The organism is Xanthomonas sp. LMG 12459 (assembly GCF_009192905.1).
GTDB classification, from domain to species: domain Bacteria; phylum Pseudomonadota; class Gammaproteobacteria; order Xanthomonadales; family Xanthomonadaceae; genus Xanthomonas_A; species Xanthomonas_A sontii.
In genome coordinates, this window is sequence record NZ_NSGT01000029.1 from 1 (window position 1) to 18,779 (window position 18,779).

The window sequence follows — 18,779 nt, forward strand, 5'->3', positions numbered from 1 at the left end:
CGTTCCCGCTGGATGCGCCGGCAGCAGGTTGGCGTAGTCCACCGGCGCATCCAGCGGGAACGGCTTGTACTCGTAGATGTCGAAGCCCAGTTCGCGCAGGTTGCGGCGCTTGTACTTGTAGGACAGTGCATACACCACCGGGTTGTCGGTGGCGGCCAGGCTGTTGGTGGCCACCACCACGCGCGGTGGCGGGGTGCGCTTGCGCAGGTCGCGGAAGATCTCCTGCGCGGGGTCCGACAGCACCAGGTACGGCGTCTGCAGGATGATCTCCTGGCGTGCGTCGGCGATCAGCCGGTCGAGCTTGGGCGCGGTGGAGATGGCCTTGGGGCCGTGTTCGCGGCGGTGCTTCTGCGGCAGGTCGGCGACGTAGTCCACATGCTTCACCGGCAACGCCGGCAGCACGAAGGCGTTCTCCACGAAGGCCGGATCGGACGCCTCCTCGCTGACCCGCTGCACCCGCTCCGGGCGCAGGAACTGCGCCGGCGGCATCGCCGGCACGCCCTGGCGCAGCAGCAGCTTGCCGACGTCGTTGAGCCGCGCCACCGGCACGCTGCGCCGGGCCGCCCAGTAGGCGTCGAAGTTGGCGGCCATCGACCGCGCCACCGGGCCGGCGACCAGCACGTCGCGGTCGCGGAAGTTGTACTCGGCGTCCCAGTCGAAATAGTCGTCCTGGTAGTTGCGCCCGCCGACCACGCCGATCGCATCGTCGATCACCAGCAGCTTGTTGTGCATGCGCTGGTTGAAGCGGCGGAAGCAACACAGCACGCTGGCGGCGTAGTGGAAGTAGTTGGGCTTGGCCAGGCCGAAGGTGGGGTTGTAGATGCGCAGCGAGAAGTTCTCGTGCGCGCCGGCCAGCGCGCCGAGGATCTGCAGGTCGGAGATCGCCGAGAGCTGGTCGATCAGCACGCGCACCTGCACGCCGCGCCGCGCCGCGGCCAGCAGTTCGTCCATCACCAGCCGCGCGCTGTCGTCCTTGTCGAAGATGTAGGTCTGCAGGTCGATGCTGCGGCTGGCGCTGCGGATCAGGTTGACCCGCGCCACCAGCGCTTCTTCGCCGTGGTCGAGGATGGTGGCGTAGTGCCGCGGCGCGCCGGCGCCGGACTGGGCGAAGGCCTTGCCGGCCAGCCCGCGCAGCGGCGAGGCCAGCGCGCAGTGGTCCCCGCGCGTGCAGTCGACCTGGCGGTCGCGCGCGGCCTCGGCGATCGCCACGGCGCGGCCGTGCTGCGCCTGCGACAGGCTCGCGCAGCCGCTGCCGAGCAGCAGCGCCACCACCACCAGCACCCGCATCAATTTTGATATCACCGAGTCGCCGCCTCGGTCAGGCGTGCGCGCAGCACGAAGGTGACCCGGTCGCTCAAGGCCAGATCCCACTTGTCCATTCCGTAACGTCCACGCAATACCGTACCGCGGCTGATGACGTCGCAATCATAGCCTGCGCGGGTGCATGCGGCCGGCATGACGGTCAGCGTCTCGGCGTGGCTGACCCCGCGGATGCTCAGGATGCCGGGGATCGGCCCGCCCTTGCCCAGCACCTGCGGCGAGAACGGCTGCGAGTCGAAGGACACGGTGGGGTAGCGCGGCGCGTCGAAGAAATCCTCGCCGCGCATCCAGCCGGTGTAGCGCGGCTTGCCGGGGATTTCCACGTAGGCGGTGAACAGGCGCAGGTGCACCTGATGGCGGCCGTCGGGCAGCACGTGCACGGTGCCCTCGTAGCGCGGGAAGAAGCCTTCGATGCGCTGGCCGAAGCGGGTGCGGATCTCGAACCCGAAGCGCGACTGCGCCGGGTCCAGGGCGTATTCGCCGGGCGCCAGCAAGGCCGGCGTCACCTGCGCGTGGCCGACGGCGCACCACAGACACAACGGCAGCAGCGCGGCGCAGAGCGCCGGCCGCAGGAACCTGCGCAGCGGGCTCAGGGCCACCAGAACGCGGTCAAGCGCGCCACGCCCGGTTCGATCGCCGCGTCGTGCGGGACCCCGAGTACGGCGACGCTGGCGGTGGGCATGCCGCGGTAGTCGCCGGACTGGCCGCTGTGCATCAGCGCCGCCAGCCGCTCCAGGCCCGGGTTGTGGCCGACCAGCAACAGCCGCTCGACGTCGCGGTGGCCGTCCAGCAGATCGGCCAGGGTGCCCGAGGTCGCCTCGTAGATGCGCGGCTCCAGGCGCTGCTCGACGTAGCCGGTCAGCTCCAGCACCGCCTCCAGGGTCTCGCGCGCGCGCCGCGCCGGCGAACACAGCACCCGGTCCGGCACCAGCCGCTGCTCCAGCAGCCAGCGCCCGGCGGCTTCGGCCTCGGCCAGGCCGTGCGGCGACAGCGGCCGGTCGAAATCGGCCTGGCCGGTGTCGGCCGGTTCGGCGTGGGCATGGCGCAGCAGGATCACTTCTCGCAAAACGATGGTCATCGGTCAGGCCTTCTTGAGCCACTTGAGCAACGGTTCCCAGTCCTGCTGGTGGTCGCGGACCTGGACGGAGTGGTAATCGAACAGGCTGCGGCCCAGCCCCACCAGCACCACGTAGGCCTGGCTGTCGCGCAGTTGCGCCACCACCGGGTAGGGCCATTCGGCGAGCATCTGCAGCGCCTGCTGGGTGGCGTTGGTCCAGGGCTTGCTGCGGTTGAGCACCAGTCCGACCGGCAGCTTGCGCTGGTGCACCCGCGGCACCTTGGCCAGGGTGTTGAGGAAGCCGACGGTGGCCTCGATGTCCAGCGCCGAGGGCATCACCGGCACCACCACCGCGTCGGCCTCGTCGAGGAAATGGGTCAGGTCCTCGGCCATGGCGCCGGCGGCGGCGTCGACGATCACCCGCTGCGCGTCGTCGGGCAGCGCCGCGCGCCAGCTGCGCTTGCGGCTGGCGTCGATCGGCAGCACCGCGCTGTCCAGGCCGGCACGGCGTTCGGCCCAGCGGGTCGAGGAGCCCTGCGGATCGGCATCGGCCAGCACCGTGCGCTTGCCTGCCAGCGCGTAGGACGCCGCCAGGTGCGTGGCGACCGTGGTCTTGCCCACGCCGCCCTTGGAGCCGGCCACCAGGATCGTCTTCATGCACGCCTCGCTTCCGGGGGAAGAAGCCGGAGCGTACACCGGCCCTACGTCAGCCGGTAGTCAACGCGCAGCACGCCGCCAGCCGCCGGGCTTGCTATCGTGGCGGCCCCCTTCGCCTTCCGATGCCATGAGCGAGCTGCAGGACCTGGTCGCGCTGATCCGCGCCAACACGCCCCTGATCGTGATCGAGACGCAGGAGGAGGCGCGCATCGTCGACCTGTTCCGGCAGGCCTTGATGCAGGTCTGGCGCGCCCTGCACCGCTGGTCGATCACCGAGGGCCTGCGCCGCATCGACCTGGACCGCGAGGACCCGCCGAGCGGGCCGCCGGACGCCAGCGCGGTGCTGCAGGCGATCAAGCAGGCCGATCAGCGCGGCATCTACCTGCTGCTCGACGTCACCCCGTACCTTGGCTACGCCAGCCACCAGCGGCTGCTGCGCGACATCGTCGAACGCCGCCACTGCCAGCCGCACGTGCTGGTGCTGATCGGCACGCGGATCGAGCTGCCGGCCGAGCTGGAAGCGCTGGCGACCCGCTTCAATCCGCGCCTGCCCGACGCCAACGCGCTGCTGAAGATGGTGCAGGAGGAGGCGCTGGGCTATGCGCGCGAGTTCGGCGGACGCCGGGTCGAGGTCGACGGCGAGGCGGTCAAGCAGATCCTGCGCAATCTGCGCGGGCTCAGCCTGATCGACGCGCGGCGCATCGCCCGGCAACTGATCTACGCCGACGGCGCGCTCACCGCATCCGATCTGCCGCAACTGGCCAAGCTCAAGTTCGAACTGCTCAACCGCAGCGGCCACCTGCAGTACGACAACGATGCCACGCGCTTCGAGGACGTGGCCGGTGCGCGCCGGCTCAAGCAGTGGATCGCACAGCGCCGCGCGGTGTTCGCCGGCACCGCGCCGCCGGGGCTGGACCCGCCCAAGGGCGTGCTGCTGCTCGGCGTGCAGGGTTGCGGCAAGTCGATGCTGGCCAAGGCCACCGCGGCGGGGTTCGGCGTGCCGCTGCTGCGCCTGGACATGGGCGCGCTGTACGCCAAGTACCACGGCGAGACCGAGAAGAATCTGCGCGACGCGCTGGCCGCGGTCGAGCAACTGGCGCCGTGCGTGCTGTGGATGGACGAGATCGAGAAGGGCCTGGCCAGCGGCGGCGAGGACGGCGGCGTATCGCGGCGCGTGCTCGGCACGCTGCTGACCTGGATGGCCGAACGCGGCAGCGCCGACGGCAGCGCCGCGGTGTTCATCGTCGCCACCGCCAACCAGGTGCACGAGCTGCCGGCGGAACTGCTGCGCAAGGGCCGCTTCGACGAGATCTTCTTCGTCGACCTGCCCGACCCGCAGACGCGCGTGGAGCTGTTGCGCCTGCACCTGACGCGGCGGCAGCTGCATGCGGACGCGTTCGCGCTGCCGGCCTTGGCTGCCGTCGCCGACGGCTTCTCCGGTGCCGAGATCGAGCAGGCGATCGTCTCCGGGCTGTATGCCGCGCACGCCGAACAGCGGCCGCTGGATACCGAGCTGCTGATGCAGGAGATCCGCACTACCCGACCGCTGTCGGTGCTGATGGCCGAACAGGTGCAGGCGCTGCGCAGCTGGGCCAGCGGACGGACGGTGCCGGCGGATTAGCGGCGGGCGGTTGCTGAGATCAGGGGATGCCGCTGTGCGAGGCTGCGCCCCGACCCTCACCCCACCCCCTCTCCCGGGGGGAGAGGGGCTTCTAAATTCCTTCTCCCTCCGGGACCATGGCCCCCTTTTGGGGGGAAGGTGCCCCGCAGGGGCGGATGAGGGTACGACGCGCGCACCATCCCACATCCGCCAATCCAGGCACCGCCCACGGCGCAGGCTCAACGCAACGCCCCCAACAACCACGCCCACGCCGGCAACGTGACCAGCGACAGCAGAATCCCGTAGCCGACCAGGGCCGCGGCCAGGCGCGGGGCCAGGCGATGCGAGATCGCCAGCAGCGCGGCGGTGATCATGGTCGGCATCGCCGATTCCAGTACGTTGGCCTGCAGCGCCTGCCCGCGCAGGCCCAGCGCCCACGACAGCGGCCAGGCCAGGGCCGGCAGCACCAGCAGCTTCAGCACCAGGCCGGCGGCCAACGGCGCCAATTCTTCGCGCGGCAAGCGCAACTGGATCGAGAATCCCACCGCCAGCATCACCAGCGGCAGCATCGCATCGGCCAGGTGCTGCAGGCCGGAGGCGATCCACGCCGGCGGCTGCGCCGGCATCAGGGTCAGTGCGAACAGCAGCGCCCACAGCGGCGGGAACCGCGCCATGCGCAACAGCGTCTGCCGCGGCGACGGCGGCGCCTCGCCGCTGTAGCGCGCCAGCACGTACAGGCCGAAGCTGGACAGCAGCACAAAGGTGCCGAACTGGTCGTAGACCACCGCATACGGCAAGGCCGCCTCGCCGAGCAGCGCGCGCACCATCGGATAGCCGATGAAGCTGGAATTGCCCAGCGCCACGCACAGCAGCAGCACCGCCTGCTGATCCCGGCGCAGCCGCAACGGCCGGCGCAAGCCCAGCATCGCCAGCGCGCTCACGCCGGTCAGCAGCCACGGCGTCAGCATCAATCCGAGCAGTTCCAGATTGAACTGCAGGCGCGGCACGTAGATCAGCACCGAGACCGGCAGGCACAGGTACAGCACCACCCCGTTGAGCACCTCGGTGGTGTTGGCCGGCAGGACGCGCTGACGCGCGAACAGCTTGCCGAGCGCCAGCATGACCAACATCAGGGCGAACGCATCGAAAGCCATCGGCACAGCACGAAATCAGCGGGTACGCGGCATCATCGCATGGCATGCGTACGCAGGCCGTCGAGCCTTCGCGCGACCGAAGCCGCACCTGGCCTGCGCCCAGCACGAGCCGGCGCTTCGCGCAGGCGCGGCGACACAGTGCGCTGTGCGACCGACCACACCCGGACCCTAGATTGCGCCGGCCACCCACGCAGGCCGCGTCGTGTTTCCTGGACCCGCGTGCATCAGGGCCAGGCCGGCGGCGCGGCCTTCCAGGCGGCCTGCACTTCGGCCAGGGTCGCGCGCTCGTCGTCGCGCCAGGCCGGCAGCAACGCCGCGAAATCGGCGGTGGCGCCCCACTTGTCCGGCCAGGTGCGTGCCGCCGCGGCGTACCACTTCACGGCCTCGTCCTTGCGCTGCAGGCGCCACAACGCCAGCGCCAGGGTCGGCGGCAGCCAGTCCGGCGCCACCGGGCGGCCGTTGACCAGTGCGCTCCACTGCGCCAGCGCGCGCGCCGGATCACCCGCGCGCAGCAGATCCCAGCCATAGTTCCACTGCACCTGGCGCCGCTGCACGCCGGCAGGCAGCGCATGCAACGCGGCCTGATACAGCTGTTCGCCCAGTTCCTGGCGGCCGCCGGCCATGGCGATGCCGGCCAGCTGCGCGCGCGCCTCGTTGGCGTTGGGATCGCGCTGCACGGTACTGGCCAGACGATCCACCAGGGCCTCGCCGCTGCCGGCGATGGCGGTGACCGGACGGGTGGTGCCGCGGTCTTCGTCGAAGTAGAACTCTTTCGGTGCCGGCAATGCCTGCGCCCGCACGCTGGCCGCGGTGGCCAGGCCGATGCAGGCCAGCATCGCGGCCACTGCGTATGTGTATGCCTTCACTGCTGCAATCCCCTGGAGTGATCCCCTCACCCGGGTCCCATCCTACCCCGCCACGGCCGGCGTGGACGAGAACGGGCGCAAAAATCGCCGCTGATACAATCGGGGCGATCGCGCGCGGCAGGCGCTGCGCGCCCGCCAGCCTTCCATTTCCGGGCAAGCCATGAACCGCATCGTCGATCCGCGTCCGTCGTCCTCCCTCGCCGCAGCGGCCGCCGACGGCGTGGACACCCGCTATACGCTGGAAGACAAGTACACCCGCACCGATGGCCGCATCTATCTGTCCGGGGTGCAGGCGCTGGTGCGGCTGCCGCTGATGCAGCAACTGCGCGACCGCGCCGCCGGGCTGAACACCGGTGGCTTCGTCAGCGGCTACCGCGGCAGCCCGCTGGGCGGTTTCGACCTGGAACTGTGGCGCGCGCGCAAGCATCTGGACGCGGCCAACGTGGTGTTCAAGCCCGGACTCAACGAGGACCTGGGTGCGACCATGGTCTGGGGCACGCAGCAGACCAACCTGTTCCCCGGCGCGCGCGTGGATGGCGTGTACGCCATGTGGTACGGCAAGGGCCCGGGCGTGGACCGCTGCGGCGACGTGTTCAAGCACGGCAACGCCGCCGGCACCTCGCGCCATGGCGGCGTGCTGGCGCTGGCCGCCGACGACCACGCGTGCCGCAGCTCGACCCTGCCGCACGGCTCGGAGGACGAGTTCGTCAGCGCGATGATGCCGGTGCTCAACCCGGCCGGGGTGCAGGACATCCTCGACATGGGCCTGCTCGGCTGGGCGATGAGCCGCTACACCGGGCGCTGGATCGGCTTCAAGACCATCGCCGAGACGGTGGAGTCCTCGGCCTCGGTGCAGGTGGATCCGTTCGCGCGGCAGATCGTGCTGCCGGAGGATTTCGAGCTGCCGCCGGGCGGGCTCAACATCCGCTGGCCGGATCCGCCGCTGGACCAGGAAATGCGCCTGCATCGTTATGCGGTGCGCGCGGCGCAGGCCTTCGCCCGCGCCAACGGCATCGACCGCACGGTGATGGATGCGCCGCAGGCGCGGCTGGGCATCGTCACCACCGGCAAGAGCTACCTGGACGTGCTGCAGGCGCTGGAATACCTGGGCCTGGACGCGGACGCCTGCGCACGCATCGGCATCCGCGTGTACAAGGTCGGCATGACCTGGCCGCTGGAGCCGCTGGGCATCACCGCGTTCGCGCGCGGGCTGCAGGACATCGTCGTGGTGGAGGAGAAGAAGGCCTTCATCGAGCGGCAGATGAAGGAGCAGTTCTACAACTGGCCGGCCAGCGCCGGCCCGCGCCCGAGCATCGTCGGCAAGTACGACGAGGCCGGCGAATGGATCCTGCCGTCCACCGGCGAACTGACCCCGGCCACCATCGCCGGGGTGATCGGCCGGCGCATCCTGCGCCTGCCGCAGTCGGCTGCGGTGAACACCGACTCGATCGAACAGCGGCTGCGCTGGATGGAAGCCAAGGAAGCCGAGATGGCGCTGCCCCGCGCCAATTTCCCGCGCGTGCCGCACTACTGCTCCGGCTGCCCGCACAACACCTCCACGGTGGTGCCGGAAGGCTCGCGCGCGCTCGGCGGCATCGGCTGCCACTACATGGTGACGTGGATGGACCGCGCCACCGACACCTTCACCCACATGGGCGGCGAAGGCGTCACCTGGGCCGGGCAGGCGCCGTTCACCGACACCCCGCACGTGTTCCAGAACCTGGGCGACGGCACCTATTTCCACAGCGGCTCGCTGGCGATCCGCCAGTCGATCGCCGCCGGCGTCAACATCACCTACAAGATCCTCTACAACGACGCAGTGGCGATGACCGGTGGACAGCCGGTGGACGGCACCCTCAGCGTGCCCGACATCGCCCGGCAGATGCGTGCCGAAGGCGTGCACACCATCGCCCTGGTCAGCGACGACATCGGTAAGTGGACGCGGCGCCGCGAGCTGTTCCCCAGCGACGTGGAGTTCCACGACCGCAGCGAGCTGGACGCGGTGCAGCGGCGGCTGCGCGAGGTCAAGGGCACCAGCGTGCTGATCTACGACCAGACGTGCGCCACCGAGAAGCGGCGCCGGCGCAAGCGCGGCAAGCTGCCCGATCCGCCCAAGCGCGTGCTGGTCAACTCGCTGGTCTGCGAAGGCTGCGGCGACTGCGGCGAGAAGAGCTTCTGCGTGTCGGTGCTGCCGAAGGAGACCGAATACGGGCGCAAGCGCCAGATCGATCAGTCCAGCTGCAACAAGGACTACTCCTGCGTGTCCGGGTTCTGCCCCAGCTTCGTCACCGTGCACGGTGGGCAGCCGCGCAAGGGCCGCAAGGCCGACGCTGCGGCGCTGCTGGAGCAATTGCCGACACCAAGCTTCCGCAGCGACCTGCGCCAGCCCTGGAACATCCTCATCACCGGCGTCGGCGGCACCGGCGTGGTCACCATCGGCGCGCTGCTGGGCATGGCCGGGCACCTGGAGGGCAAGGGCGCCAGCGTGCTCGACCAGACCGGCCTGGCGCAGAAGGGCGGCGCGGTCACCACGCATATCCGCATTGCGCGGCAACCGGAAGACCTGCACGCGGTGCGCATCGCCGCCGGCGAGGCCGACCTGGTGCTGGGGTGCGACATGGTGGTGGTCAACGATTACTGGGCGCTGTCCAAGGTGCGCGGCGATCGCTCGCAGGTGGTGCTGAACAGCTACGAAGCGATGCCGGGCACCTTCACCACGCACCCGGACATGCAGTTCCCGGCCGCCGAGATCATTGCCGGCGTGCGCCTGGCGCTGGGCGGACGCGATCCGCTGTTGCTCGACGCCACCCAGCTGGCCACCGCCCTGCTCGGCGACGCCATCGCCAGCAACCTGTTCATGCTCGGCTACGCCTGGCAGCAGGGCCTTGTGCCCTTGTCGCACGCGGCGCTGATGCGCGCGATCGAACTCAACGGCGCAGCGGTGGCGATGAACCAGCAGGCCTTCGCCTGGGGCCGCCTGGCGGCGCTGGACCTGCCGGCGGTGCGACGCGCGGCGGGTCTCGCCGATCCGGCCGCGGACGAACGCGAACGCCAGGCGCCGGGGCTGCAGCAGCTGCCGCCGGGCGAGTGGGAAGGCCACGAGGCCGGCGCCAGCGCCGCGCCGCGCAATCCCGCCAATCCGCGTCCGGCGCGCGAGCTGCCGGCCGCCGCCGAGAGCGGCGAGGCCGGCCATGCGCCGCTGGACGACAGCCGCCTGTCGCGCTCGCTGCACGAGCTGGTCGCGCGCCGCCACGCCTTCCTGGTCGATTACCAGGACGCCGCCTACGCCGCACGCTACACCGCGCTGGTGGAGCGCGTGCGCGCTGCCGAGCAGCGCGTGGCGCCGGCCTCGACCGCGCTGACCGAAGCGGTGGCGCGCTACGCGTTCAAGCTGATGGCCTACAAGGACGAGTACGAGGTGGCGCGGCTGTACACCAGCGGCGCATTCGCGCAGCAGTTGCAGGCGCAGTTCGAGGGCGACTACCGCGTGCGCTTCCACCTGGCGCCGCCGCTGCTGGCGAAGAAGGACGCGCAAGGCCGGCTGCGCAAGCGCGAATACGGCCCGTGGATGTTCACCGCGTTCAAGTGGCTGGCCAAGCTGCGCCGGTTGCGCGGTGGCACCTTCGACGTGTTCGGCTACAGCGCCGAGCGGCGCGGCGAACGGCAACTGATCGCCGACTACCTCGCCACCGTGGACGAACTGCTGCAGCGGCTGCAGGCGGACAACCTGGCGCTGGCGGTGCAGATCGCCAGCATCCCGGAACACATCCGCGGCTACGGCCACGTCAAGGAAGCGCACCTGCACGAGGCCAAGCAACAGGAAGCGCGGCTGCTGGCGACCTGGCGCAACCCGAAGGCGCTGCATATCGTGCAGGCGGCCTGAGCGGGAGACGAACGCCCGCCGCCGTGCAGCGGCGGCGCAATGGCAGCATCGAGGGCGTCTGACCGAACGCGGCGCGGCTGGCGCTGCGCCTGCTGCTCTGCCGCGTTCCATGGCATCCGTGTATCTGCCGCAGAAGCGGCTGCAGCCGCGACCCGACTCCAGCAGCACGCAGGACGGCAGCATCGCCCAGGGCGGCCGGCCTTGGGCATCATCCGCACGTTGCGTGGATCGCCAGCGATCCACGGCCGCATCACCCTCGAAGGAACATCGCGTGAAGCGTTTGCTCAAACTCGCATGCGTGGCGCTGGCGGGCGCCATCCTGCTGTTCTACCTGCTGGCGGAGCACGCCGGCCCCTGGATCATGCCGCGGTTCATCACGATCCGTGTCGTGGCGGGACCCGATCGGCCACTCTCGGGCGCGAGGATCCGCGTCCAGCAGGACGTGTGGTCGATTCCGTGTCTGAGCTACATGGGGATCTCCGGCGCGAGTTGCGCGTCGGGCAAATGGACGGTCTTCCATGGCCGCCTGGATCGCAACGGCGAAGCGCGGGTGTTGGTCTTTCAGGCAGCCGGGTTGCGAGCGGACTCGTATATCGCCTGCATCCATGGGAACCAGTACGAGGGGTACATCGCCTATACCGAGTGGCCAGAGCAGCAGGATGTGCAGCGTCTCACCCTGGACTACAAGCGCCTGGAGCAGCAACGAACAGGTTGCATGAACGGCTATGGAGAAGATCGGCTGGCGGCGCCGGCCTGGTGGGATGCCGCCTCGAAGGAAGATGCGGAGGCGGAGGCCGACGCAGAGGCGCGGGCAGAGGAACAGGCGCAGGCGGACGATTCGTTGCAACCGACGGTTCAACAATCTCCAGCCAGTTCGCCGTCGTCGGACGGGCCGTAGGGGCCAAGCTGCGGGCGCGGCTTCAGCCGCGACCTGCCATGTCACCCGGTGGCGGTGCAGCCTATTCCCATCGGCTTCCCGCGCGCCACCGCCATGCAGTTGGATCCGGGTCGATCGCGTTGATGTCGATACGGAAGGGTCTGCGCGTCGGAACTGAAGTCCCTCCCACATGGTTGCTTCCGTAGACTCCGCATACGACACAGCGGCCCTATGCAGCGGCCGCTGTGTCGTATCAGGAAGCGATTCGGTCGAGTGCCCGGTGGCAACTCGACCGACTGCCATTCAACGCAACGAACGTCGAATCAGACCCGCGGATCAGGCGGGTTGCCGCGGCCCGGGCGATCGTAGCGATCGGAATCGAAGGCCTCGCGCACCGCCGCCTTGGCCTGTGCCCAGCTCAGCCGCGAGCGGTCCTTGGCGCGCTCCCATCCGCTTTCCAGGTCGGTGTCCAGGCGATCGTCCCAGATCCGGTCACGGTAGCGGCTGCGCGCCTGCACGCCGTAGCGGTATGCAGGGCGGTAGTCGTCGTAGCTGCTGTCGGTCTCGCGGTAGTCCACGGTGTCGAAGCGATCGGCGTAGTAGCGGTCGCTGTCCTCGTAGGTGCGATAGGTGGCGTCGGCACGCTCCCAGGAATCGCGCGCGGCCAGCCGCGCCTCGTCCCACTCCAGGCGCGAGTCGCCACGGCGCGTGCCCCAGTCGTGCGACAGCTCGCGCTCGTGTTCGTCCCAGGTGCGCGAGGGATACTGCTCGCGCGCCTGCAGGCCCAGGCCATAGGCCGCGGCGTAGTCGCGGTCGTAGTCGTAATCGGCCTTGGCGTAGTCGCGGTTGCGATACTCCTCGCGCCAGTACGCATCCTCGCCGGTGGGGTCGATGCGCTCGGCCACGCCCTTGCCTGCCGCCGCACCGGCCACCACCCCGACCGCCGCGCCGATCAAGGTGCCGAGCGGCCCGAACACGGTGCCGGCCAGCGCGCCCGCGGCCACGCCGCCGGCGGTACCGCCAATGCCGACCCCGACCGGATGCGAACCCGGGGTGCCGGAAATCGGATCGCGATTGAGATCGCGGGCTTTGTCGTTGTTGTCCATGGGAACGCTCCGTGGCGAAGGTAGGAAGCACCGGCCGCAGGCACATGGGCGGCGGCGGGTGTCGGCGCACAGTCGCAAGCGCGCGGTGAATCCGCCGTGGCACGGCAGTGAACCCGTGATGAGGGAGAGAGTGCGGCTTCGTCACCTGGACGCAACGCCTACTGCGTCGCCCACCATGCAGCGCATGGCATGGAACTGGCCAAGACAGTGCTGCATCAAGCACGTCGGCGTATTCGGTACGACCGCGCACTGCGCGTCGCTGACGCATGCACCGTCACGACATGGCTGACGCAGTCAGATTGCGCGCCCACGACGCATCCGCCTGCGTGATCGCGCACCCGCACGACGCCAAGGCGTCGCCGGGTGGCACTCCTGCCTCAGCCGCGGCGCCAGACCAGGCAGCGGTTGTTGGCCGGCATCGCCACGTCTTCCTGCAACGTCAGGCCCTGCGCCTGCGCCAGCGCGTCCACCGCCTCGGCATCGCGGATGCCGCTGGCCGGGTCGCGCGCCTTCAGCCACGCATCGAAGTCGCGATTGCTGTCGCTGGTGAAGGCGCCGCCGTAGTTGAAGGGGCCGTAGACCACCAGCATGCCGTCGGTGCTGTTTGCCAGCAGTTGGCCGACTCCGGCGAAGAACGCCTGCACCGCGTCCCAGCCCATGATGTGCAAGGTATTGGAGGTGAACACCGCATCGTAGCCAGTGCGCGGCCACGGCCCCTCGCGCACGTCCAGCGCCAGCGCCGGCGGCGTGTTCGGCAGCGCCGCCGCCTCCAGCCACTGCGCGATGCCGGGCAGGTGCTCGGCGCGCTCGCTGCATTGCCAGGTCAGCTGCGGCAGCGCCGCGGCGAAATGCACCGCGTGCTGCCCAGTGCCGCTACCGATCTCCAGCACCTGGCGACGATCGGCGAACTGCCGCTGCAGCACCTGCAGGATCGGATCGCGGTTGCGGTCGCAGGACGGGGCGTAGGGTCGATCGCTCATCGTGGCGTGCACCTGTGTGTGCCATTGCGCGCCACGACGGCACGCACCAGTGCGAATGGCAGCAGCTGACGGCTCATCCGCGCGAGCGCACGAAGATGCGCTTGCCGCCGCCCTCGTTGCCGCGCTCTTCCAGTTCGAAATGCGTCGACAGCCGGCGCAGCAGGTCGCTGAGCTTCTTGTGGCCGTACAGGCGCGGATCGAAATCCGGCCGCACCTTGTTCAGATAGCTGCCGACGCTGCCGAGCCCGGCCCAGCCCTGGTCGTCGGAGGCTTCCTCGATGGCCTGGCGCAGCAGGGTCAGCGGCGCCTGCTTGGTCTCGGTGGCGGCGGGCACGGGCTCGGGCTTGGCCGGCGTCGCGGCCGGCTTCTTGCGGCCCTTGGCCGCCGGCTTGGCGGCCGCAGCGGCGGGCTTGGCCGGCTCCGCCGAGCTGGCCTCGCTGCGCAGCACTTCGGTGTAGATGAACTTGTCGCAGGCCTGCACGAACGCATCCGGGGTCTTGCGCTCGCCGAAGCCGTACACGGTCGGTCCTTCCTCGCGCAGGCGCTGTGCCAGGCGGGTGAAGTCGCTGTCGCTGGAGACCAGGCAGAAGCCGTCGAAGCGGCCGGTGTAGAGCAGGTCCATCGCATCGATGATCAGCGAGCTGTCGGTGGCGTTCTTGCCGCTGGTGTAGGCGAACTGCTGCACCGGGCTGATCGAGTGCTTCAGCAGCGCCTGCTTCCACTGGGTCATGCGCGTGCTGGTGAAATCGCCATAGATGCGCTTGACGCTGGCCAGGCCGTACTTGGCGACCTCGGCGAGCAGGCCTTCGATCACCGAGGGCTGCGCGTTGTCGGCATCGATCAGCACCGCCAGCCGTGGCTGGTCGTCGTCGCTGTCGGAACGGTGGCGGGTTTTCATGGCGTGCACCTGCGGCAAGGAAAGATCGGGAGAAGCGTGGCGGCGGCCACCACTGTGCCAGCGCGCGCTGCCCACAGCCAGCGCAACGCGGCGACTGCCATGGCTCATCGCCCGGCCGGCAACGCCTCGTAGGCCTGGCGTACCGCCGCCTCGCCGTAGCGGCGCTCCAGCCGGCGCACGATGAAGTGGCCGCGCGCCATCGCCTGGAAGTGCGAGATGAACACCGTGTTGAGCAGCGCGCCGCTGGCTGCGCCGACCAGCGGCACCGCCTGCGCCGCCAGCTTCTCGCTGACCGTGACCGAGAACTTGGCGGCGATGCGCGACAGCAGCGACACCAGCACCGGCGCACCCTTGCTGCCCAGGCCGTGCGCGGCGATGTACTGCGCCGCGGCGCTGAGCTGCTGCGCCATCGCCGCACGCACCGCGAAGTAGCCCGATTCGCTGCCGTCGTCGCGGTGGCTGCGGCCGCCGTGCGCCAGCACCTCCAGACACGCGAGGGCGGTCGCCGGGTCGTCCAGGCGCTCGCCCTCGGCGCGGGCGATGTCGGCGATCGAACGCAGCATCAAGGTCGTGGTCAGCGGCAGTTCCACCACCAGCCCGGGCAGGCCGAAGAAGCCGCCGGCCGCACCGGTCGCCGCCACCGCGGCGCCATGCAGGCGCGGCCGCGCGCGTTCCGGCGCCTGCGCCCGCAGGGTCAGCAGCGCCGAGCGCAACGCCACCCGCAGCGCACGCTGACTGACCGCATCGATGCGCGAGGACAGCAGTTTCGGCAGGCGCTTGTTGATCAGCGCCTCGATCGGCGCGCCCACCGCATTGGCGATCTTCGCCGCCAGGCCCGGGTGTTCCAGCAGGGCGCGCGCCTGGGCCAGGTCGCGGTGATCGGCGGCATCCATCACGGGGACGGGCAATAGCGAGGTCATGGCTGAAGCTCGTGGCGAGGGAGGCGACAGCATGCACCGGGCCGCCCCGGCATGGTGTCGAGGGACGATGACCGGTGCGGGACGTTAAGGAATCGCGCGGCCGGAACGCGTGATCGGGATTGAGGCAGGCCCCTGCCGCACACCGCGCCTGCGTCTGGCCCACGCGGCGCCGGGCGCGGTCCAGACAGGACGGCCGGTCCACCGCCAGGCCAAGCGTGGCGCCCTGGCCCCGGCGACATCGCGCCGGTCCACCGAACTGGCCATGGCCCAAGGTGGCAGGATCGGCGCTGCAGAGGCAGCCGTCATCGCGGCGGTTGCATGCCCCGCGACGCACGCTGTAAACCCGCTTCTCGTATCGCGGGCAACGACTGGCCGGCCAGACCAGCTACCCCTGCACGCACTGAGCCAGGTAGTCGCGCAGGCGCTCCTGCAGATGGGGCACGGCCTGGGGATGGGCGAGAAATTCGGCCACGGGCATCAGCAGCCACCCCCGGCCTTCATCGCCGAAGCGGATGCTGGCGATCTCGGCACAACTCAGGCGGCCAACGAACAACCAGCTCGGCAGGCACCCGGGCTGAAGGGACGGATAGCAGCGGCCCCAGGTCAGCCTGTCTTCCTCCAGCGCTAGGCCGAACTCCTCCTGCAGTTCGCGCAGAGCGCAGCGCTCGGGGCTCTCGTCGTCCTCGCGGCCGCCGCCAGGCAGGTCCCAGAGTCCCGGCCAGGGAATCTCCGGCTTCACATCGCGCTGGTACACCAGCAGCGCGTCGTCGCACAGCAGCGCCAGCTTGGCGCCGTTGAACGGTTGCATGGCGTCCTCCGCGGTAGGTAAAGGTCCAGTCTGGACGCGATGCACGCCTCGATGTGCGCCAGGCCACTTCGCGCGCGTCTCAACATATCCCACACGCCTAGATCCGCTCCAGCGCGCGCTGGTGGGTACGCGGCCCGAACCGGCCCACCACCGCGGCGGCCATCAGCAGGCTGGCGGCGACGCAGGCAAGCACGCCGCGGTGGCCGGTACGCTCCAGCAGCATGCCGATCAGCAGGCTGCTGGCGGCGGTGGACAGGCGGCTGAAGGAATAGCAGAAGCCGACCGCGCGGGCGCGCAGCGCGGTGGGAAACAGTTCGGCCTGGTAGCCGTGGTAGGCGAAGCTCATCCAGGCATTGCAGAAGGTGACCGCCGCGCCGCAGGCGATCAGCAGCAGCGGCTGGCTCTGCCAGGCGAACAGCAGGCCGAACAGCATCGCGCCCAGCGCCGACACCACCACCTGCCACTTGTTCTCCCAGCGCTGCGCCACGCCGATCAGCAGCAGCGGCGCCAGTGGATACGCCAACGAGATGGCGAAGGCGTAGCCCAGGCCGTGCACGCTGTCGGCGCCCTGGCGCGCCAGCAGCGCCGGCAACCAGTTGCCGAAACCGAAGAAGCCGATCGCCTGGAAGATGTGGAAGCTCACCAGCATCGCCATGCGGCGCCGGTACGGGGGCTGCCACAGCGCGGACAGCTGCGGTATCGGCGCGGCCGGCGCCGAGGCCGGCTCGGGCGCGGGCAAGGGCCGCCCCAGGTCGGCGGTACAGCGCGCTTCCAGCCGCTGCAGCACCGCGTCGGCCTCGGCGTGGCGGCCCTGCGTGGCCAGCCAGCGTGGCGACTCCGGCAAACGGCTGCGCAGCCACCACACCGCCAGCGCGAAGCCACCGCTGAGCAGCGCCACCCAGCGCCAGCCGCTCAGGCCCAGCGGCGCGTGCGGCACCAGCGCCCAGGCGCTCAACGCCACCGCCGGCACCGCCAGGAACTGCAGGCAGAACGCCAGCGCGAACGCCGCGCCGCGCATCTGCCGCGGCACCATTTCCGACAGATAGGTATCGATGGTGACCAGTTCCACGCCCAGGCCGACGCCGACCACGCCGCGCCACAGGATCACCCCCAGCGCGCTGTGCTGCAGGCCCATCGCCACCGTGGCCACGCAGTACCAGAGCAGCGCGAAGGAGAACACCGCGCGACGCCCGACACGATCGACCAGCGGGCTGAGCAGGCTCGCGCCGAGGAACAGGCCCAGGAACGTCGCCGAGGCGAACGCGGCCTGGTCGGCGATGCCGAACACGCCGGCCGCGCCCTCGGCGAAGATGCCGTCGCGCAACAGGCCGGGGCTGAGGTAGGCGGTCTGGAACAGGTCGTACAGTTCGAAGAAGCCGCCCAGCGCCAGCAGCGCGACCAGGCGCCACAGGCTGCGGGTCGGCGGCAGGCGTTCCAGGCGCGCCGCGACCAGGGCGACGGGATCGGAAGCGGCAACGGCGGCATCGCGCATGCGGGCAGGTCCTGGGGGAGGGATCGCGCCGCCGCATGCTGCCCGATCCGCCGCCGCGCGCGCCACCGCGTCGGGTCGAAACTGCCGACCGCGCCGGATCGGCGTTCAGCCGGATGTCGGCTTCGGTGCGGCCGGCCGCTGCGGGCGCCGGCGGCGCGTCAGCGCAGGAACAGGATGTCCAGGTCGCGCTCGGGCACGAAGTCGCGCTGGTGGAACTCGAAGGTCAGCGCATCGAGGCGCTGCAGCTCGCCGTCGAAGCACAGGCTGAGCAGGTCGCCGGGCGCGCGCTTCTTCAGGGTCAGGTGGAAGTCCTGGATCGGGCCCTTCCAGTTGGCGCCGGTGCGCAGCACGTAGCGCAGGTTGCTCCACTGCAGGCCGTTGGCGCCGGCGCGGCGACGCAGGCGCTGCTGGGTGGCGGCGTCCAGGCAGGTGGACTTAGCGTACTCGCCGATCAGGTCGCTGGCCGGCATCGGCACGCCGGTGGCGACGCTGGGCACGTAGCTGTGGCGGATCGCCACCGTGCCGCCGGCGGGAAAGCGCTGCTGCCAGACGAAGTACTCGCTGAGGGTGAAGCGCGGCTGCCCGTCGGCGTCGAACCAGCGCGCTGGCAGCGGCTTGCGCCCGGCCGGGACGGTGCCGCCCTCGACATACTCGGCCAGGTCGTCCGGCGTCCAGCCGCTGGCCGCCCACGCGCGCGAGATGTCGCTGCCGTCCAGCTTCGCCACCAGCCGGCGCTCGGTGCGCACCGGCTTGCCGTCCACCCACAGCCTGAAGTCGGTGAGCGCGCTGTGGTCGGCCATGCCGAAGTACATCGGCGGCATCGGGAAGGCGATCGGCACCAGCAGCTCGCGCGTGCTGGTGTTGGTGAACACGTAGTCCACCTGCACCCGCTCCTCGCTGATGAACAGGTCTTCCTTGCTCATGCGGATGTCCGGCTGGCGGATCAGTTCGATGGAGCCATTGGCGTCGCCGATGCTGCTGTCGTTGGCGAAGGCGGCAGCGGCCGCGAACAGCAAGGACGACAACAACACGGGCGGCAGGCGGCGCTGCGAAACGTTGGCGGTCATGGAGTCGGAGGTCGGCGAGGGAAGGCGCCGCGGCCGCAGCACGGCAGCGGCGAACGGGCGCGCGCCATGGTAACCGCGGCGGCATGGCCTGCCG

16 protein-coding genes are annotated in these 18,779 nt (G+C 70.4%); 3 read left to right on the plus strand and 13 right to left on the minus strand.

Translation table 11 applies throughout. The features are described from left to right. From CEK65_RS07385 to CEK65_RS07400, 4 genes are all read right to left on the minus strand, one after another. Nucleotides 1-1,299, minus strand: a 1,299-nt coding sequence (locus CEK65_RS07385; protein ID WP_193314722.1) for a phospholipase D family protein, incomplete at its 3' end; no start/stop codon positions are given. Continuing rightward, nucleotides 1,299-1,853: a YceI family protein gene (locus tag CEK65_RS07390; protein WP_223875706.1), complete on the minus strand. Its 555-nt coding sequence runs from the start codon at nucleotides 1,851-1,853 to the stop codon at nucleotides 1,299-1,301. The genes CEK65_RS07385 and CEK65_RS07390, both read right to left, overlap by 1 nt. Nucleotides 1,854-1,909: 56 nt before the next feature. Beyond that, nucleotides 1,910-2,386, minus strand: coding sequence for a histidine phosphatase family protein (locus CEK65_RS07395; protein ID WP_010340932.1), 477 nt, complete (start codon nucleotides 2,384-2,386; stop codon nucleotides 1,910-1,912). Between the two features lie 15 nt (nucleotides 2,387-2,401). After that, nucleotides 2,402-3,034: a ParA family protein gene (locus tag CEK65_RS07400; RefSeq protein ID WP_017913046.1), complete on the minus strand. Its 633-nt coding sequence runs from the start codon at nucleotides 3,032-3,034 to the stop codon at nucleotides 2,402-2,404. Nucleotides 3,035-3,161: 127 nt separating this feature from the next. Between CEK65_RS07400 and CEK65_RS07405 the strand changes: the two genes are divergently transcribed. Further along, nucleotides 3,162-4,655, plus strand: coding sequence for an AAA family ATPase (locus CEK65_RS07405; RefSeq protein WP_152181266.1), 1,494 nt, complete (start codon nucleotides 3,162-3,164; stop codon nucleotides 4,653-4,655). 218 nt (nucleotides 4,656-4,873) lie between these two features. On the opposite strand, the gene CEK65_RS07410 is transcribed toward CEK65_RS07405, so the two are convergent. Both CEK65_RS07410 and CEK65_RS07415 read right to left on the minus strand, forming a co-directional pair. Then, nucleotides 4,874-5,788: an AEC family transporter gene (locus CEK65_RS07410; protein ID WP_152181267.1), complete on the minus strand. Its 915-nt coding sequence runs from the start codon at nucleotides 5,786-5,788 to the stop codon at nucleotides 4,874-4,876. A 224-nt stretch (nucleotides 5,789-6,012) separates the two neighbouring features. Continuing rightward, nucleotides 6,013-6,624 carry a tetratricopeptide repeat protein gene (locus CEK65_RS07415; RefSeq protein WP_152181293.1) on the minus strand — a complete coding sequence of 204 codons (612 nt, stop codon included), beginning with the start codon at nucleotides 6,622-6,624 and terminating at the stop codon, nucleotides 6,013-6,015. A 190-nt stretch (nucleotides 6,625-6,814) separates the two neighbouring features. Here CEK65_RS07415 and CEK65_RS07420 point away from each other — a divergent pair, with 190 nt between their 5' ends. Continuing rightward, a complete protein-coding gene (locus tag CEK65_RS07420; RefSeq protein WP_152181268.1) occupies nucleotides 6,815-10,537 on the plus strand; it encodes an indolepyruvate ferredoxin oxidoreductase family protein in 3,723 nt (1,240 codons plus the stop codon). Nucleotides 10,538-10,808: 271 nt separating this feature from the next. Continuing rightward, complete coding sequence (locus tag CEK65_RS07425; protein ID WP_226980503.1) at nucleotides 10,809-11,435, plus strand: hypothetical protein; 627 nt, start codon at nucleotides 10,809-10,811, stop codon at nucleotides 11,433-11,435. 302 nt (nucleotides 11,436-11,737) lie between these two features. Here the strand turns inward: CEK65_RS07425 and CEK65_RS07430 are convergent, their stop codons facing one another. From CEK65_RS07430 to CEK65_RS07460, 7 genes are all read right to left on the minus strand, one after another. After that, complete coding sequence (locus CEK65_RS07430; RefSeq protein ID WP_148829943.1) at nucleotides 11,738-12,520, minus strand: hypothetical protein; 783 nt, start codon at nucleotides 12,518-12,520, stop codon at nucleotides 11,738-11,740. Nucleotides 12,521-12,897: 377 nt separating this feature from the next. Beyond that, nucleotides 12,898-13,500 carry a DUF938 domain-containing protein gene (locus CEK65_RS07435; RefSeq protein WP_152181269.1) on the minus strand — a complete coding sequence of 201 codons (603 nt, stop codon included), beginning with the start codon at nucleotides 13,498-13,500 and terminating at the stop codon, nucleotides 12,898-12,900. Nucleotides 13,501-13,573: 73 nt separating this feature from the next. Further along, nucleotides 13,574-14,398, minus strand: a complete 825-nt coding sequence (locus CEK65_RS07440) for an NYN domain-containing protein (protein ID WP_152181270.1) — start codon at nucleotides 14,396-14,398, stop codon at nucleotides 13,574-13,576. 104 nt (nucleotides 14,399-14,502) lie between these two features. Then, on the minus strand, nucleotides 14,503-15,318 hold the full coding sequence (locus CEK65_RS07445; RefSeq protein WP_193314720.1) for an EcsC family protein: 816 nt from the start codon (nucleotides 15,316-15,318) through the stop codon (nucleotides 14,503-14,505). 385 nt (nucleotides 15,319-15,703) lie between these two features. Further along, entirely contained in the window at nucleotides 15,704-16,126 is a 423-nt protein-coding gene (locus CEK65_RS07450) for an NUDIX hydrolase (protein ID WP_152181271.1), read from the minus strand. Between the two features lie 97 nt (nucleotides 16,127-16,223). Then, nucleotides 16,224-17,618, minus strand: coding sequence for an MFS transporter (locus CEK65_RS07455; protein WP_152181272.1), 1,395 nt, complete (start codon nucleotides 17,616-17,618; stop codon nucleotides 16,224-16,226). A 158-nt stretch (nucleotides 17,619-17,776) separates the two neighbouring features. Beyond that, nucleotides 17,777-18,685, minus strand: coding sequence for a DUF4424 family protein (locus tag CEK65_RS07460; protein ID WP_152181273.1), 909 nt, complete (start codon nucleotides 18,683-18,685; stop codon nucleotides 17,777-17,779). Between the last annotated feature and the right edge of the window lie 94 nt (nucleotides 18,686-18,779).

Coding starts and splice junctions, on each gene's coding strand:
- CEK65_RS07400 (WP_017913046.1), bottom strand. CDS start 3,034: ATGAAGACGATCCTGGTGGCCGGCTCCAAGGGCGGCGTGGGCAAGACC.
- CEK65_RS07405 (WP_152181266.1), top strand. CDS start 3,162: ATGAGCGAGCTGCAGGACCTGGTCGCGCTGATCCGCGCCAACACGCCC.
- CEK65_RS07410 (WP_152181267.1), bottom strand. CDS start 5,788: ATGGCTTTCGATGCGTTCGCCCTGATGTTGGTCATGCTGGCGCTCGGC.
- CEK65_RS07415 (WP_152181293.1), bottom strand. CDS start 6,624: ATGCTGGCCTGCATCGGCCTGGCCACCGCGGCCAGCGTGCGGGCGCAG.
- CEK65_RS07420 (WP_152181268.1), top strand. CDS start 6,815: ATGAACCGCATCGTCGATCCGCGTCCGTCGTCCTCCCTCGCCGCAGCG.
- CEK65_RS07430 (WP_148829943.1), bottom strand. CDS start 12,520: ATGGACAACAACGACAAAGCCCGCGATCTCAATCGCGATCCGATTTCC.
- CEK65_RS07435 (WP_152181269.1), bottom strand. CDS start 13,500: ATGAGCGATCGACCCTACGCCCCGTCCTGCGACCGCAACCGCGATCCG.
- CEK65_RS07440 (WP_152181270.1), bottom strand. CDS start 14,398: ATGAAAACCCGCCACCGTTCCGACAGCGACGACGACCAGCCACGGCTG.
- CEK65_RS07445 (WP_193314720.1), bottom strand. CDS start 15,318: ATGACCTCGCTATTGCCCGTCCCCGTGATGGATGCCGCCGATCACCGC.
- CEK65_RS07450 (WP_152181271.1), bottom strand. CDS start 16,126: ATGCAACCGTTCAACGGCGCCAAGCTGGCGCTGCTGTGCGACGACGCG.
- CEK65_RS07455 (WP_152181272.1), bottom strand. CDS start 17,618: ATGCGCGATGCCGCCGTTGCCGCTTCCGATCCCGTCGCCCTGGTCGCG.
- CEK65_RS07460 (WP_152181273.1), bottom strand. CDS start 18,685: ATGACCGCCAACGTTTCGCAGCGCCGCCTGCCGCCCGTGTTGTTGTCG.